This window comes from Cupriavidus sp. LA-1, from assembly GCF_055385985.1.
Genome location: NZ_AP031390.1, coordinates 319,866 through 336,598, shown reverse-complemented (window position 1 = coordinate 336,598; position 16,733 = coordinate 319,866). Strand labels below are relative to the sequence as shown.

Annotated in this window: 11 protein-coding genes; 7 read left to right on the top strand and 4 right to left on the bottom strand. The window is 64.8% G+C overall.

Annotated features, from left to right (window positions below; translation table 11 throughout):
* Positions 1–13: 13 nt before the first annotated feature.
* The 4 genes from ACZ5MJ_RS35725 (at position 14) to ACZ5MJ_RS35710 (ending at position 4,292) form a co-directional block, all read left to right on the top strand.
* A complete protein-coding gene (locus ACZ5MJ_RS35725) occupies positions 14–1,450 on the top strand; it encodes a sodium:solute symporter family protein (RefSeq protein ID WP_464227097.1) in 1,437 nt (478 codons plus the stop codon).
* 34 nt (positions 1,451–1,484) lie between these two features.
* Positions 1,485–2,657, top strand: a complete 1,173-nt coding sequence (locus ACZ5MJ_RS35720) for a sialidase family protein (protein ID WP_464227533.1) — start codon at positions 1,485–1,487, stop codon at positions 2,655–2,657.
* A 90-nt stretch (positions 2,658–2,747) separates the two neighbouring features.
* Positions 2,748–3,512: a DeoR/GlpR family DNA-binding transcription regulator gene (locus tag ACZ5MJ_RS35715; RefSeq protein ID WP_464227095.1), complete on the top strand. Its 765-nt coding sequence runs from the start codon at positions 2,748–2,750 to the stop codon at positions 3,510–3,512.
* Between the two features lie 69 nt (positions 3,513–3,581).
* On the top strand, positions 3,582–4,292 hold the full coding sequence (locus tag ACZ5MJ_RS35710) for an SDR family NAD(P)-dependent oxidoreductase (protein WP_464227094.1): 711 nt from the start codon (positions 3,582–3,584) through the stop codon (positions 4,290–4,292).
* 670 nt (positions 4,293–4,962) lie between these two features.
* On the opposite strand, the gene ACZ5MJ_RS35705 is transcribed toward ACZ5MJ_RS35710, so the two are convergent.
* On the bottom strand, positions 4,963–8,397 hold the full coding sequence (locus ACZ5MJ_RS35705) for an AAA family ATPase (RefSeq protein ID WP_464227093.1): 3,435 nt from the start codon (positions 8,395–8,397) through the stop codon (positions 4,963–4,965).
* A 535-nt stretch (positions 8,398–8,932) separates the two neighbouring features.
* On the opposite strand from ACZ5MJ_RS35705, the gene ACZ5MJ_RS35700 reads away from it, so the two are divergent.
* From ACZ5MJ_RS35700 to ACZ5MJ_RS35690, 3 genes are read left to right on the top strand one after another with little or no spacing between them, the layout of a single operon-like run.
* On the top strand, positions 8,933–10,936 hold the full coding sequence (locus tag ACZ5MJ_RS35700; protein WP_464227092.1) for a hypothetical protein: 2,004 nt from the start codon (positions 8,933–8,935) through the stop codon (positions 10,934–10,936).
* A 59-nt stretch (positions 10,937–10,995) separates the two neighbouring features.
* Entirely contained in the window at positions 10,996–11,964 is a 969-nt protein-coding gene (locus ACZ5MJ_RS35695) for an ATP-binding protein (RefSeq protein WP_464227091.1), read from the top strand.
* Entirely contained in the window at positions 11,957–13,825 is a 1,869-nt protein-coding gene (locus ACZ5MJ_RS35690; RefSeq protein ID WP_464227090.1) for a hypothetical protein, read from the top strand. The genes ACZ5MJ_RS35695 and ACZ5MJ_RS35690 overlap by 8 nt, the downstream gene beginning before the upstream one ends.
* Positions 13,826–14,168: 343 nt before the next feature.
* Here the strand turns inward: ACZ5MJ_RS35690 and ACZ5MJ_RS35685 are convergent, their stop codons facing one another.
* From ACZ5MJ_RS35685 to ACZ5MJ_RS35675, 3 genes are all read right to left on the bottom strand, one after another.
* Positions 14,169–14,531 (bottom strand): type II toxin-antitoxin system PemK/MazF family toxin, encoded by a 363-nt coding sequence (locus ACZ5MJ_RS35685; protein ID WP_464227089.1) that lies wholly within the window; start codon positions 14,529–14,531, stop codon positions 14,169–14,171.
* A complete protein-coding gene (locus ACZ5MJ_RS35680; RefSeq protein WP_464227088.1) occupies positions 14,531–14,785 on the bottom strand; it encodes an AbrB/MazE/SpoVT family DNA-binding domain-containing protein in 255 nt (84 codons plus the stop codon). The genes ACZ5MJ_RS35685 and ACZ5MJ_RS35680 overlap by 1 nt, the downstream gene beginning before the upstream one ends.
* Before the next feature lie 304 nt (positions 14,786–15,089).
* Positions 15,090–15,530: a cupin domain-containing protein gene (locus ACZ5MJ_RS35675; RefSeq protein WP_464227087.1), complete on the bottom strand. Its 441-nt coding sequence runs from the start codon at positions 15,528–15,530 to the stop codon at positions 15,090–15,092.
* Between the last annotated feature and the right edge of the window lie 1,203 nt (positions 15,531–16,733).

Here is a 16,733-nt window from a genome sequence, read left to right as displayed (position 1 = left end):
CAGGAGACAAAAGATGACGTCGTTCTCGTACTGGGACACCGCCATGATCATCGGCATGGTCGTGGTCTACATCGTGGTGACAAGCGTGGCCAGCATCCGCCTGCGCAGCCGCAACTCCGAGCAGTTCATGGTGGCCGGCCGCTCGATGCCGGCCGTGGTGGTGGCGGTGCTGCTGATGTCCGAGTACATCGGCGCCAAGTCGACCGTGGGGACTTCGCAGGAGGCCTTCAACGTCGGCATCGCGGCCTCGTGGTCCGTCATCTCGGCGGCGATCGGCTTCCTGCTGTTCGGCCTGCTGATGGCCAGGCGGCTTTATGCGTCCGGCGAGTTCACCATCTCCGGCTTTATCGCGCAGAAGTACGGCAACAGCGCCAAGCTGGTGGTGTCGGCCATCATGATCTACGCGCTGCTCCTGGTCAACGTGGGCAACTACGTCAGCGGTGCGGCGGCGATCTCGACGGTCATGCATATCGACCTGCCGACGGCTGCGGTGATCACGGCCATCGTCAGCACGATCTATTTTGTCTGGGGCGGATTGAAGAGCGTAGCCTACCTGACCATCGTGCACAGTGCCGTCAAGCTGCTGGGCATCGGCATCCTGGTGACCGTGGCGTGGAAGCTGTCCGGCGGCATCGTGCCGATGGCACAAGCCATGCCTGAGCACTACTTCACCTGGAAGGGCGCGCTCAGCGGCGGCACCATCGGCGCCTGGATCATCGGCTCTGCCGGCGCCATCTTCTCCACCCAGTTCATCATCCAGGCCATCTCGTCAACGAAGAGCCCGGCGGCTGCGCGCCAGGCCTCGCTGATCGCAGCGCTGCTATGCGTGCCGATTTCGATTGCGCTGGGCTTCATCGGCGTGGCGGCCAAGTACCTGTACCCGAACATCAAGAGCCTGTACGCCCTGCCGGTGTTCATGGAACACATGCACCCGCTGCTGGCCGGCGTGGTGACGACCTCGCTGGTGGCATCGATCTTCGTCAGCGTCTGCACGGTGGCGCTGGCCATTGCGTCGCTGATCGTGAAGGACTTCTATGTGCCGCGCTACCGCCCCACGCCCGAGCGCGAGCTGGTGGTCACGCGCTGGATCTCGCTGGCCGTGGGCTTCCTGCCGCTGATCTTCGTGCTGTTCGTTCCGCAGATCCTGGCCCTGTCGTTCTTTACCCGTGCGTTGCGCCTGTCGGTATCGATCGTGGCCCTGATCGGCATCTACCTGCCGTTCTTCGACAGCCGCCGTGGCGCCGTCAGCGGCCTGGCCCTGGCGGCACTGGCGACGACGGTGTGGTACCTGCTGGGCAACCCGTTCGGTATCGACAACATGTACATCGCGCTGGTGACCCCGGCCGTAGTGCTGGTGGTGGAGAAGCTGTGCTTTTCCGGCAGCGCCCAATCCCGCGCCGTGGCCGAGCCCCAGGCCAGCCAGGCACCAACCAACAACGCCACGCGCTGAAGCCGCTGGCATCCGGAGAGACAACGTGACGTCCATCCCTGGCACCAACCCCGGCTCGTACGACCCGACCGTCGCCGCATCGTACGCCGACGCCGGCCGCAAGGAAGCCTTTCTGCCTTCGCCCTGCGTGCAGAACCACGCGGCCAACCTGCACGCGCTGCCCAATGGCGACCTGCTGTGTGTCTGGTTCGGCGGCACCCAGGAAGGCATTCCCGACGTATCGGTCTACCTGTCCCGGCTGCCCGCCGGAGGCAGCGCATGGTCGCCTGCAGTGAAGCTGTCCGACGATCCCACGCGCTCCGAGCAGAACCCGGTGCTGTTCACCACGCCGTCCGGCCAGCTGTGGCTGATCTATACCGCGCAGTTGTCGGGCCACCAGAACACCGCCATCGTGCGGCGGCGCATCTCGGCGGATGGCGGCCAGAGCTGGGGGCCGGTCGAAACGCTGTTTGACCGCCCCGGCACGTTCGTGCGCCAGCCCATCGTGGTGCTGCCCGACGGCGCCTGGGCCTGCCCCGTGTTCCTCTGCCGCACACAGCCGGGCGAGCGCTGGGTGGGCAACGACGACGTCAGCGCCATCATGGTGTCCGACGATGAAGGGCTGACGTGGCGCGAACATGAAGTGCTGGACAGCGTCGGCTGCGTGCACATGAACGTGCATACACTGGCCGACGGCACACTGCTGGCGCTGTACCGCAGCCGCTGGGCCGACTTCATCTATGCCAGCCGGTCAAGCGACGGCCGCAACTGGACGCGGCCCCAGCCGACGCCGCTGATCAACAACAATTCGTCGATCCAGTTCACCGTGCTGCGCAACGGGCATCTGGCGCTGGTCTACAACGAGAGCGACGCGTCGCACGCCACCGGGCGCCGCGCTTCGCTGTATGACGACATCGAGGATTCGGAGGACAGCGGTCAACTGCGCGACCAGGCAGCCTCGGCGCGCGGCACCGCCTTCTGGGGCGCGCCGCGGGCGCCGCTATCGCTGGCCATTTCCGAGGATGGCGGGCAGACCTGGCGCCGGCGGCGCAACCTGGAAATCGGCGACGGCTACTGCATGACTAACAACTCGGCCGACCAGCGCAACCGCGAGTACTCCTACCCTTCCGTGGTACAGGGCGCGGACGGCTCGCTGCATATCGCCTTCACCTACTTCCGCCAGCGCATCAGGTACGTGACGGTTGACGAGTCGTGGGTGCATGGTTGATGCAGCGCCATTGCACACCTGCTGGGGCGCGGATTTGCTACATTTAGGCTCCTTGGCATGCCAGCACCGGCGTGCGCCCTGGGTGCAAAGATGAAAGTGACCAACCGCCGCGAGGCGATGCTGAAGGCCGTGCTGGGCGGCATGAACGACGTTGCGACGCTGTGCGACCACTTTGGCATGTCAGAAGCCACGGTCCGGCGCGACCTGCGCGCCCTGGCCTCCGACCGGCGCATCCTGCGCACCTACGGCGGCGCGGCGGCAGTCGGCTCGCACGAGCCCGAAGCCTCGCTGGAAGAGCGCCGCGTGAGCAACCGCGAGCAGAAGGACGCCATCGCCAGGGCAGCCTGCGTCCATGTCGCCGATGGCGACACGGTTTACCTCGACGGCGGCACCACCACCGCGGCGCTGGCGCGGCATGTGGCCGGCAAGGCGGTGCACGTGATCACCAACAACCTGCTGGTAGTGACCGCCTTGGCCGGCACCGACCTGCGCGTGACGCTGATCGGCGGCGACGTGCGGCCATCGAGCATGAGCACCCTGGGCCCGCTGGCACAGCTCTCAATGAGCCGTGTCAGCGTGGACAAGGCCTTCCTCGGCGCGGACGGCGTGGTGGCCACCAACGGCCTGTGCGAAGCCTCGGCCGAACAGGCATACCTGAAGGAGTGCGTGATCCGGCAGTCGGCGCAGGTGTTCGTACTGGTCACGGCCGACAAGGTGGGGCGCGCCGGCCAGCAGTGCTGGACGCCGCTGGAACGCCCCTGGACGCTGATTACGGACAACGCAGCCTCCGACGGCCAGCTGGAGCCGTTCCGGGCCCGTACCGAGGTCAAAGTGGAGACTGTCGCGGTTCCGTGATGCGGTGATGCCGGCACCGGCGCGCGCCGGGTCGGGAGCCCGCTCCGAACCCCGCGAAAAAGGATTGCAATGGAAACAACCGCAGCAGACCCGACGGTGGCCTCGCCCCGTCATGCCGTGGTCACCGGCGCCTCGTCCGGTATCGGCCGCGCAATTGCCATGCGCCTGCTGCAGGACGGCTGGCACGTGACCGGCTTGTGCCGGACCACGCCTGCCCAATCCGTCGAACGCCTGCGCATCGTGCCAGTAGATGTCACCGACCTGGCCGCGCTGGAAACAGTGTGCGATGGCCTTGGCAGCGTGGATGCGCTGGTGCACGCGGCAGGCTTTATGCGCACGGCGCCGTTGGGGGAACTGTCCGCCGACGACAGCGCGGCGATGTGGCAGGTGCACGTCGGCGCCGCGGAGTGCCTGGCGAACCGTCTCGTGCCCCGCATGCGCGATGGCGGAAGGATCATCCTGATCGGCAGCCGCACCGCCAATGGCGCGCCGACCCGCAGCCAGTATGCCGCCACCAAGGCGGCGCTCGTCGGCATGGCGCGCTCATGGGCAGCAGAACTGGCGCCACGCGGCATCACCGTGAACGTGATCGCGCCAGGCGCCACCGACACGCCCTTCCTGCGCGATCCCGCACGCGCCCAGACACCGCCACGGATGCCGCCAATCGGCCGTTTCGTCATGCCCGAGGAGGTGGCGGCCCTGGCCGCGTTCCTCGTCGGCGAATTTGGTGGCGCTGTGACAGGGCAGCAAATCGTGATGTGTGGCGGGGCGTCGCTGTAAGGATTACCTTCATTTTGGTGCCGTAGACGTATACCAACAGCGACGGATTGCCTTGCCGGATTCAAGCACGATCCACAAGTCGAGAGTAGGCCGTCAATACAACGGCATCCCCCGATTCAGTTTTGAACGAAAGGCTTTCGGTCCGCTCCGCGCGGCCGGAAATCGGCACACGCGCCGGCCCGAAAGCAGCCGCAACCTGTAACCCGGCGTCTTTGCGCAGGGTGTTGCGGATCGTTATTTCGGCTAGTGGCGGCCACTATCGTGAAGTGTAGTAATGATGGGTCTCCCGCACTTTGTGTGACATCCGACAAGCCATCCGAACACGCGCCGGACCGACGGGCACGGCATCGTGCGCACGGGGCCTGGAGAAGCGGTACTTTGCCCTGCGGAAAGAGGAGGCGGACCATGCAATTCTGCACGGCGGCGCGACTGCCCGTATAGCCTTGCTGCTTGAGTTCTTGCCAGATCAGACTCGCACAGCGACAGCCCTGGGCGATTCGTTCCTCGATATAGCTGCGACAGGGATCCAAAGGCGAGCCGGGGGGCATTCCAGGCAGTCTTGGCCGATGTCGATACCGGACGCCTCACCAAGCGCCTGAGGGAACCGCAGCGATCCGAAATGCCAGCCGCTTGTCGTCGGCAGACGCCTCCAGGAGCTTGGCCGGGCCGCTTACGTCAGATCTTCCAACAGCACTTTGGCATCTTGCCAGTCAACGGTATCGAAGCCTTCGGTGAAGGTGTCAAGAATACCGGCGAGGACCGAGCGCGCTGCATCCGCCTTGCCACAGCGTTGCCATAGGCGGGCCACGCTCAGCGCGCCTTTCAACTCGACTGACTTGGCTCCCTGATCACGAGCCATTGCAATTGCCGCCTGAAAACAGGCTTCGGCTGCTTTGGCCCTGGTGGACGAGCCGGCCTCGTCGCCAGACAACATCAGAATCAGTTCCCCCTTGAGCCGAAGCAGAATCGGCTCAGCGAACCGCTCGCCCGTGTTCTTCACCAGAGCCAACGCCTCACTCAGCACACGAAGCCCTGTCTCGGCTTGTCCTGCTTTGCCATAAGCGTTGGCGAGCAGTCCCAGAAGCGTCGGCCGACCCAATGCAGCTCCGGTGGCTTCGTGGGCACTGAGGCCCTGATGTATTTGCGCGACTCCATCCTCATGATTGCCCTGCTCTGCCAGCGCCCAGCCGCGCAGGACCGTTCCCCAACTCAGATAGAGTGGAAACCCCTGGTCGCTCGAAAGCGCGATGGCGGCGTCTGCATACTCCCGCGCCAGTTGCACTTCGCGCCGGTACTGGTGCAATTCGGCCGCGAAAACCAGGCTCAAGGCAAGGCCGAAAGGATCAGAGGCCTTTCTGGCCAGCGCCAGCGCTTCCTCGCTGCGCGCGCGCGACTGGTCCGGCAAGCCCAGAAACCAGAGGGTCCAGCTCAACGTGCTCCGCATATGAACGGCGGGATTTCGCGCGTAACGCAGAAGTTTGCTGTATGGTTGCCGATCGGGCCGATGCAGTGTCAACGCCTGCTCCGTGTGGGTCCGGGCCATCCTGATCTCGCCCAGACGGAACATGGTGGCGCCGAGAATGCGGTGCGCCTCCGCGAGCTGTTCCGGTTCTTGTGTGTCCTGCGCGAGACCGAGGAGCCGCTGTGCCAAGGCGTGTGCCGTATTGAGTTGCGCACGCAATAGATAAAACGACCACAGTCCTAACTGCGCCGAAAAGATCTGCGATGTTTCCCCGCCCTGTTCGCACAAGGCTAATGCACGCGTGTAGGTCTCCTCCACCTCTGGCGCACCAAAGCCTCGAGCCGCCATCCAGGCAGGACCGAGCGTCAGCAGCAGGGTGAGCTCCTCGCGTGCGCGTTCGGGGGTGTCAGCCACGGACTTGAGCAGTTCGAGGGCTGCACTGAGATGATGGATCGCTTCGAGCTGTGCTGAACGCTGCAAGGCCTGCTGGCCCGCCAGGTGCAGGTATTCGATCGCCTTCGGCACATTGCCACTCTTGCTGTAATGGTGAGCCAACTCGCTGCAATAATCCTTCAGGCGACTTGGAAACAGTGCCTCAATGGCCCGCGCCGTGCGTTCATGCAGCACACTGCGCTGACCGGTCAGCAGGGAGTTAGCGGCCACCTCCTGGGTAAGCGCGTGTTTGAACGCGTACTCCACTTCGGGGAATGCGGGACGCTCGTAAATGAAATCGCCGGCCTGGAGGTCGCCCAGGAGCGGGCGCAGTCCCTCGTCCGGTAGCGCGGTGACATGCTGGATCAGACTTAAGGGAAACTCTTTGCCGATGATCGCGAGGGTCTGCAGCAAGTCCTTCTGCGCGACGGGAAGCCGGTCGATACGGGCGGCGAGCACCCCCTGCACGGTCGTCGGAATATGAAGTGACAAAGGGGCCTTCTCGATCCGGTAGCTGCCGGGCTGGCCAAGCAAGACATTTTCCTCGGCCAGCGTCTTGACGACTTCCTCCATAAAGAACGGGTTGCCCTCGGTCTTCGCCAGGATAAGCAGCTTCAGGGACACGAGCGAGGTATCGTCTCCCAGCAGTGCCGTGAGCAGACCCTGCGCCTCCGCTTGTTCCAAAGGTTGCAAATGCAATTGGGTGTAGTAAAGCTTTCGGCCCCAGTCATGCGCGTATTCCGGGCGATAGTTGACGAGCAGAAGCAACCTGGCGCCTGGCACATGCTCGATGAGGATATTGAGAAAGGCCTCGGTCTCACTGTCCAGCCATTGCAGGTCCTCGAACAAGACCATCAACGGCTGATTCTGGCTCTCACGCACCAGTAGGCGTGCAATGGCCTCGAAGGTGCGCTGGCGCCGGATGGTGGCGTCCATCGTCGGCAATGCCGAGCCGGCTTCGCTGATACCGAGCAGGTAAAGCAGATAGGGCAGATGGTCCTCCAGGGTGCGGTCCAGGGTCAGCAACCTGCCGGTGACTTTCTCGCGATACAGCCGTTCGTCATCCTGTGCGGTGATCTGGAAATAGTTGCGCAGCAGGTCGATCAGCGGCAGATAGGGAAACGCCTTGCCGTGCGAAACCGAGAAGGTTTCGAGCACCATCCAACCCCGCTGCGAGCGTGCCTTGAATTCGTGGTACAGACGCGACTTGCCAACCCCCGCCTCGCCTACCACCCCGACGATCTGTCCTTGCCCCGCCTTGGCCGACTCCCACGCCTCATGCAAGCGCTCCAATTCGGCCTGACGGCCTACAAACCGCGCCAGACCGCGATGCGCCGCCACTTGCAGGCGCGTGCGCAATGCGCCGAGGCCGAGCACCTCATAGACCGCTAGCGGCTCCCGAATGCCCTTTACGTGCGTGGTCCCGAGACCCTTGAATTCGAAGTACCCCTCGGTCAGCTTATGGGTCGATTCACTGACGAGGATCGACGACGGTGTCGCGACGCCTTCCATTCGGGAGGCGATATGGATCGTGTGCCCCACCGGGTCGTAGTCCGTGCGCAAGTCGTCCTTGCGGATCGAGCGTACGACCACTTCGCCGGTATGGACGCCGATCCGGATCTGCAGCGGGACACCTTGCTCCAGACGGACCCGGTCACCATGGCGGCGCATTGTTTCCTGCATGCGCAGCGCCGCGTACAACGCGCGCAGGGGGTGGTCCTCGTTGGCAATCGGCGCGCCAAATAGCGCCAGGATGCCGTCGCCCAGGGATTTGGCAACGTATCCCTCGTAGTGATGCACGGCCTCCATCATCAGCGCAATCACGGGGTCGATCAGCCCGCGCGCTTCTTCGGGGTCCAGATCTTGGATCAAGGCCGTCGAGCCGGCCATATCCGCAAACAGCGCCGTAATAGTCTTGCGTTCGCCGGCAGCCTCTCCCCTAGCCTCCATCGCGGCCCGCTCGGCGAGGATACGTTCAGCGAGATGGGGCGGTGTGTAAAGAACCGGTGCGGAGATAGCGGGCGTTGGCACGGCGGCAGCGACTGGCGTTGCAGCCAGCTCCGTCAGGGGCATGCCGCAAAAACCGCAGAACTTCGCCGCGGGGCTGGACTCATGGCCGCATTGCCGACAGACCTGCGCAAGTCTTTGCCCGCACTCCTCGCAGAATCTTCCTTCCGCGGGGTTCTCGAATCCGCATTTTGTGCAGCGCATATCGCCCTCTGACAGCCTTCGCCTGCGACGAACTCATTAGAAGCGTAATTAGTTCGTTGCAAGATACAAGCGCCGATATCCGCAAGCGGCGCCTGCTCGGCCAGCAAGATCCCGGCGCGATGTTCTGGATTTACAGGAAGCGGGCGGCGCGTTTGTCGCGCGCCTGTGCGACGGGCGCCTTCAGGCGGTCGGCGAGACGTCGCGCACAGCCATCATGGCGCTGCGGGCCGCCCCCCTCCGCTATCGTCGGGGCAAGGTTGCTTGACCAGGCAGCTACAGCCAGCCACGAAGTTAGGTGAAAGCACACACAACTTCGGGTGTGTGAGCGCACCGCGCCTACACAAGTAAAGTTGTAACCATCAAAGTGCACGGCGAAATTCCCCGCAAGGCCTTGTCGCGCAAGCGCCGGCAGCCAAATCTCATTTCAACCAAAGTTGTGTCTATCGCGCCCCGCGCCGTCAACTAAAGTTGTAGCGCAGTGCGCGAATTCAACTAATCTTGTGTCGTGATGGTCGACGCTTCGGCGGAGGCTTCGATGACGCGACGCTCGCGGCTACGAGTCGGCAGCCACTTGAATGGCGATGCAGCGATCTCTCGCGCTGTCGATCTCGGAACCTGGCCCACGATCGACGAACTCGCCCTCGCCGCCGACCGTCGTGCACTCTATCGGCGCCGCGAACGCGCGATCCGCCTCTATCTCGAAGGCGCGAACGATAGCGAGATCAAAGCGGCCTGCGGCATGAGCCGTGCTCAGACCTACCGGTTACTGAACGAGCGCTGCCTCAAGCAGCACCCCGATGGGCGTGTCTACGGCTGGCGCGGCCTCTTACCACATGCGCGCGTGAAGACCTACCAAAGGACAGCGCCACTCAAGCTCAATGCATGGAGCGGCGGGGCAGTCGGTGCGCTGCAATGGTTGTTCGAGTCACCGGCAGGGCGAGGACTGGAAGACCGCCTGCGCGAGCGGATCCTCGGCAGACGTGGTGAACTCGAAGCTTCGCGCCGGCCACGCATGGCGGTGTTCCGCTGGTTTCTGGCCGAGTTGCGCGAGCGCGGCGTCGAGCGCCGAGGCGAATGGCCGTTCAACGTCGAGAAGCGCGGCTACGTGACGATCGCGCACTATATCGACCGCGTGCTTGCTGAAGATCCCGCGCGGGCTCGCCAACTGGCCGGTGGTCAAGAGGCGGTGCGCAAGGCCCGCAGCGGCGACGGTACGCGCCGACCGCCGATGGCGCCGTTCGCGCGCGTCGAATGCGATGCGCACAAGCTCGATGCCCGCATGATGGTACTGGTACCGTCCCCGCACGGCGGCACCGAGCCGCGCGTGATCCATCGTCTGTGGGTGGTGGTTCTGATTGATGTCGCCACCCGTGCCGTGCTCGGCTACCACCTGAGCCTGCGGCGCGAGTGTGCGGCCGAGGATGTGCTGCGGGCCATCCGTTGCGCACTCCTGCCGTGGACGCCGCGCGAACTGCAGTTCAGCGGCGAAGCCTACGTGCCCGGTGCAGGCTTGCCCTCGTACCGCCTGCCGCAGCTCGTCGGTGCATGCTGGAACGAATTCAGCGTTGACGGTGCTCTCGCCAATATCTGCGCGCGCGTCGAAAGCGTACTGCGCGACGTGGTGGGTGCGAAGATCATCAAGCCACAGGATCCGGCCAGCTACAGCTGTCGGCGCGGCAAGGATGACCGGCCGTTCGTTGAGTCGTTCTTCGGACACCTGGCGGCCGGCGGATTTCATCGGCTCGCGACGACCACCGGCAGTTCGCCTGCCGACAAACGCGGCGCCGACCCCGAGGCCGCCGCATTCGCCACGCAGTTCCAGCTCGAATACGCCGAGGAACTACTCGACACGCTGATCGCCAATTACAACGCGACCCCGCACTCGGGCTTGGGCTACCGCAGTCCACTCGCGCAGCTGGAGCGGGCGATGGCCGAGGGCATGTCGCCGCCGCGCACGGCCGACCCCGCCGCTGTGCGGCGCATGGTGGGCGTGCGCAAGCTCTGCACCCTGCTCGGCGGTGTCAAGAGCGGCCGCCGGCCACACTTCAACTTTGCCAATGCCCGCTACTCGGCCGAGTGGCTGTGCTTGCGCACCGATCTGCTCGGCCAGGCCTTCTGGTTGCACCTCGACAATGAAGACGATGCGCGCTATGCCGCCGTCTCGACGCAGCAAGGCCTGTTTCTCGGCGTGGTCCGCGCCGCGCCCCCCTGGCACCGCACGCCTCATTCGCTCTATGTGCGCAAGGCGATTCGCGCGCTGGAAAAACGCCGGCTGCTCCATCTAGCGAGCCACGGCGACGCGGTCGAGGCGTTGATTCGGTATGCCGAAGCGTCACCCGGCGGTAAGTTGCCGGTTCACCCGGCTTACCTTGAGGCGCGGCGCATCCTGCAGCAGCATGCGGAGCGGCTGGCCGGCCAATCGATGGTGAGCCTTGCCAGCGGTGCCGGGCCGCCCGCCGCCGACGCCGAGGCACCGGCCGCGCCCGAGACGCGCCATCCCACGACCTTGCCGCCGATGCGCAAAGCCCAGCAATGGTAATGTCATCTGAAGCCGCCCCCAAACCGCTCGTCGCGGCCCACGTGCCACGGGATCATCCCGTGGTCACTCGCGACTACTCGTTGTACACGGTCGCGATTCACGACATGGTCGAGCGCGTGGCCACCTGGCTGGACGACCAGGTCGATGGCGCGACGATCTTCGGCCCGTCGCGCTTTGGCAAATCGAATGCCGTCGACCACTGGCTGCAGCGCCTGCTGGCTGAGCGCTATGGCGGCTACGTCCCGCTCGTCATCTGGAGCCACACCGACTCGGGCAGCGCGCCAGCAGTCGGCCGCTTTTACGCGCACTTGCTCGAAGCAAGCGGTCACAGGCTGGCGCAGGTGCGGCGCACCCCGCTCGAACGCCAGACCATGCTGATCGAGCGCTGGATCGAACTCGCCGCACAGGGCGGCGGTCGCTTTCTTGTAGTCGTGATTGACGAGGCCCAGGGCATGACGCAGCGGGAATGGATGTGGCTGGTCGAGTTGCATAGCCTGCTCGAAAAGCAACGCATCCGCCTGTGCGTGTTCTCGATCGCGTCGCTGCAGTTCTTCGACGAACCATTCGGCATGGCGCTGGCTGGCGGCGCCCATGTCGCGGCGCGTTTCATGTTGGCGGCTGCACCCTTTCATGGCGTGCGCAGCGTCGACGAGCTCGCCTACGTGCTGCGCGGCTACGACGAAGGCAGCGAATGGCCGCCCGGCTCAGGTTGCTCGTTCACGGCAGGCCTGGCACCGCGGCCTTGGGCCGGGGGCTTCCGCATGGCGCAGCAGGCGGAAGCGCTGATGCAGGCCATGCAGGAGACGTTACCGCCTCAGTATGCCGGACCGAACGACTTCCCGATGAAGACCGTGGCGCAAGCGTGCCGCCATGTCCTGCTGCGCATTGCCGGCGGCACCGACATCGAGATGGCGACTTCCGCCGAGGCATGGCGGGCAGCCGTCGAGAATTGTGGGCACGGCACGCTGATGGCGCTGGTCTCGGCCACCGCCGCGCTGCGTCGCGCCGGCCGCGCCCCTCATGCCTGACAAGCGGTTGACCTGGCACGTCGGCAGCGTATTGCCGTATGCGTCGCTCTGGCATACGGTACTGCGCGCCTGCGCGCTCAATGTCCTGCATCCGCACGACTTGCCCTGCCCCGGGTCGCGTCCCCCCACGACCGTGGCATTGCTCGAGCGCGCCAGTGGCGTGGATGTCGCAGCGTTCGCGAGCGCGCTCGGCGAGACGCCGGCGGTATTTCGGTGGTCGACCCTCGGCGCGCTGCCCTCCTGGCTGAGCGCGGCGCTGGTGGTGCCGCAGCCGCGCCTGTGCTTCGCCTGTCTCGCTGCCGGCTACCACGCCGCGCTGTATTCGGTCGCGTTGCTCGATGCCTGCCCGATCCACGGGACGCCGCTCGTTGACCGCTGTTACTGCGGCGCGCCGTTTTCCGCGACGTTGCGCTCCCTGGCCGACTACGCCGCGGCCGGCTGCTGCCGCTGCGGTCGTTTGCACTTTTTTACGCACGAGACCTGCCGTCGGCCGACGCTGGCGCTGGACACCGCGCGTGCGCTCGATCCGGTCGCTGCCTGGCTGGAGGCCTTGTCGGGGCTGATCCGCTCCGCGCGGCTGGACGACGCCCTGTGCCGGCACGCGCCCGAGGGCCTGGCATGGGTGATCACGGCCGCGCAAGCGCTGGGCGTGGCCTATCCCGCGTGCTTGCGGCCGATCAGTTCCGGGCCGGCCTCAATCGGCACGGTGTGGTATCGCCCCAGCCCGCAGCAAACGCCCTCGCGCAATCATCCGCCGCCACCGCCCGGCACGCGCGGGCACAGGACGCCTGCGTACTGGCAGCCGATCCCAGCCACGACGGTGTATCGGGCGCTCGCCCGCCATGTCCGCCGACACCTGGCACCCGACGGCGCGAGGTGGGTGGCCCGGTTCATCGACGCGTGCGATCCGTTCGCGATCAGTGCGTGGGTCAGCGGCCATTCCCGCGCGCGGCAGGCGTTCATCGAGATGCTGTGGGCACGGGCGGCCGAACCTGGCATTGAACAACGTCGTTGGCCCGATCGCCCGCCACCGGCAGCGACCTCCGGTCAGCTGGCTGAACTCGTGCAAGCCGATTGTCAGCTGCACGGCGCGGACCCTGCCGATGCCGCGACGCGACACTGGCTCGCCTGCCACGCGGCGCGCGTGAGTCTGGGCGCGCTCTGGCGCGATGCGCAAGCGCGCGCGACGGCTGCCGTCTGGTCGGGCGTCGCCGCCTGGGCCGACGCGGCGCCGGGCACGGCGTGGTGTGACAGCGCCTGGTTGGCGCCAGTCACGCCCAGCGGGCTTGGCTTCGCCTCCCCGGTCCCGGCAGACTGGACGGCGGCGCCGCGCGACACCAAAGCGATGCGGCAACTGGCCTGCGCCGCCCGCGCGCAGGCGCGCCGGGACACGATGTGGGCGGCCAGCCGGGGCGCGTGCCTGACCTGGTCGGACGCAACCGGTTGGGAAGTGCTCGAGGCGATCGCGCCGGCCGATGCCGATCTGCGGCGCCGCCGCTTGCTGGGCCTGCAAGCGGGGCGTCCGTGGTGCTGGCTCTATCGCGCGTCCGATGGCGGCTTTGTCGCGCGCTGGGATCACGCACCGCTGCAGGTGTGGGCGGCGACACCGGGCGCGGCACTGGCGGGCTTGCGCCACTGTGCGACGACCTGCCAGCGCACCGACCAGGTCGCGTTACCGTTTCCGCGCCCGGCGCGCGCACTTGCGCCCGCGCCGGTGGCGGCCCGGGCGGCGGCTGACTATCAGGGCTTGGTGGCCGTGGTCCGCCGCCGGCACGGATTCTGGCAGGAGGCGCAGGACCTGACCGAAGCGGCCCGCTGCTACCGGCGCGCGCACGGCCTGCCGGAGGGTGCCGGGCGCTGATCGCGGCCTGCTCTTGATGGCCCTTCCCTTTCTGGTCGCCGCGACCCATCATGGAGACAGGCCCGGTGCCGGGTCGGGGCGGGACCCGATCGGACGACGCAGCCACCCCGCAGGTAGCCACAACTTTAGTTGCAAAGATGAATACAACTTTAGTTGTGTCAGCGCACCGTGTGGACAGGAGTGCGCCGGCGAGCGCTCAATCAAGCCTGATAACGCGTATTATCAGGCTTGAATTTGCCGGCTTCGTTCGGGGTCGGGAAGATCCTGAATCTTCTGTTGCCCCCGTCCGGGCGCGAAGGTCACGTGACCATCCGCAATCACACCGTAGCAGTCGGCAAATAGGTCACTCTGCGATCGCAATGATCTGGTTCAGTTGCTCGCATGCAGCAGCAAAGACCTCCAAGGGCGCCTGCTTCCAGATGTGGGCCTTTGCGTTGCGGGCTCGCCAGTCAAACGACTTGGGCTGATGGGCCAGAACGTAGCTGTCCTTCCCCTTCGGTCCCTGAAACTTGATCGCAAACGGATTGGTGTCGTTGTAGGCCGCCGTAGTCATCGGCAAGCCAATCACGATACTGGTACGCTCATTGAACGGCCGCGGTGAAAGCACAAGCATCGGATGCATGTCCTTCATCTCACGGCCGGCTTGCGGATTGCAGTCGATCCAAATGATGTCGCGTCGCTCCGGCACCCATAGCTTGCCTGCCATTAGACGGCCTCCGCGCCGACACGCTCCGTGGCCATGGCTTCGCCTCCATGCTTGCTGGGGTCAAACAGGGCCAGCTTCTCCGCGAGCGTGAGGGCACGACGGCCAACGGGCCGCACTGTTACACCAATCTCATCGACGGATACCTCGACTTCCTGACCCTCGGCGAAATGTGCAGAACGAGCCACCGCAGTGGGGATCCGAACCGCCAAGCTGTTGCCCCATTTTTGAATCGTCAGAGTTGCGCTCTTTCGCATGATAGAAGTCTCTAAGCAATGTCGATACAAGTATAAACATAATGGAGCTATGTTTCAACGCGTATCTACTTCGCCGACGTTACTCATCTCCTCCGTGGAGGTCGATCGCTCGAAGGACGTGATCATCTCCAGCGGAAAAACCGAGGCGTGCTCCACCGCCACCCCGCTGGGCCGATTAGCGCTGGAGTTGCACAGCCGTGAAGATCTGCCGGGACACCATTACCGTCGACGTGAGCAACCCGCAGCATGCGGCCCTGATTACGACAGCGCAAAAGCTACGATGCAAGGTGCAGCCAGAATCATTTTACGGCGCAAAATCGCCCGTGGCTTGTCGATCGGCGGCCGGATCATATGGCAGCACCATTTCCTGCTCGTCCGGACTGTTTCGGGCAACGATTGCTCGGGCCGGCTCCGTGGCACTGAGGTTGAACGGCTGGTGCGGAACGCCAGGTGGGATGAATAGGAAATCGCCGGCTTCAGTCACCACCGAATGTCGCAAGCCCGGTCCGTAGCGGGTTTCCACCCTGCCCTCCAGCACGTAGATGCCAGTCTCGTGTTCGCAATGCACGTGCGCTTCCGCATGCGCGCCGGGAGGGACGACGACAAGATGCATCGACAATGCCTTGGATCCCGTTGTGCTGGCAGAGATGCCGACGAAATACGGCAGCTTCTGGCTGGTGGCAATTTCACTGTCGGGATGCACCGCCACCAGCTTCGACTGGTCGGCCGCGATAGTTGTCTGCATGATGCAATGCTCCACTGTCTCACCAGGCAAAGTGCCCATACCAGCCTGACCAAGATTCCAGGTGGTTCACTGCAGTGCTCCTTAGCCGGCCGGCCGAGTCTCCGTCTTCGACGAAATGGGTCTTCCTGGCAAGCGCACCGCCACGCGGGAGATTCATCATAGTTGCTCGCCGCCTACCGTTCAATTGCGCGGCTTGGCATGTGTAGCTATACCAGCCCGACTACAGCACCCTCGGTAGCGGCTGCATCAAAAGCCGGATCAGCAACACGTAAAACGCGTCCGCGTGGCAAGCCATCGCATTTCCACACCGATACAGCTTGCGACGTTCATCGCTTGCCGTCCTAAGTGGAGTCGGATGATATCCAAAAGTGCGCGTGCAGGACGCGTCGAATAGTGGTCGGGTGCACGTGCAACGCGGGGAGCAACCGCGCCACACCGACGAGCAGCCCGCGCCCCGCGACAACCATGCGGTCCCCGCTGTTCGCGTCCACTGCGCGGGGAGCTATCTATATGGTGCCGGTCGTCGCGGCCTACGGTCTGGCAATGCCCAAGACATCATCGCGCACGATCATATATACCCCCGGCGTTGCCCTCGCCATGCAAGGCATCGCACGTGTAGGGTCACGGTTCGGCGCGATGTCTGACGCGTGCCGATCGATGCGATGCATTCCATCTACCCGATATCCAATCACGGCGCTACTTCCCCGCACTCAGGCGCATTCATAAACGGTCAACCATCGACAGCTCAGCGCGATACAGCGGGCTACCTGCCGAAGGGTATTGGGGAGACTGTGCGCGGACAGCCCTGGCCTAGCCCTAGAAATTATCGGCATTGCATTTTGCCATGCATTTTGGGCCGGTTTAACTGATGGATTCGTAGAATTTGTTAAGAATCAGTAACTTATCGCGAATGCGGGGGCTTCCGACGCAATATTGCCCACGGGCAACGGCCACTATTGCGTCAGGTGGGCGCGGCACGCGCGGACTCGGGTCGCCCGAACGGCGGCCAGCCAGATTCTTGATGCCAATGGCGACGAATCGATGCGGCTTGGGTCCTTTCTGCGCCGCGGCAATAGCGGAGTCGACCGGAATGGCCGCCCTGCGATTGGCCTATGTTCTACCTCCACAATGGTGCACCGCGACCTTCGATGTCTCGTTTCACCGAGGTCGACTATTCACTTACCATTATCCGAATAATGGTAA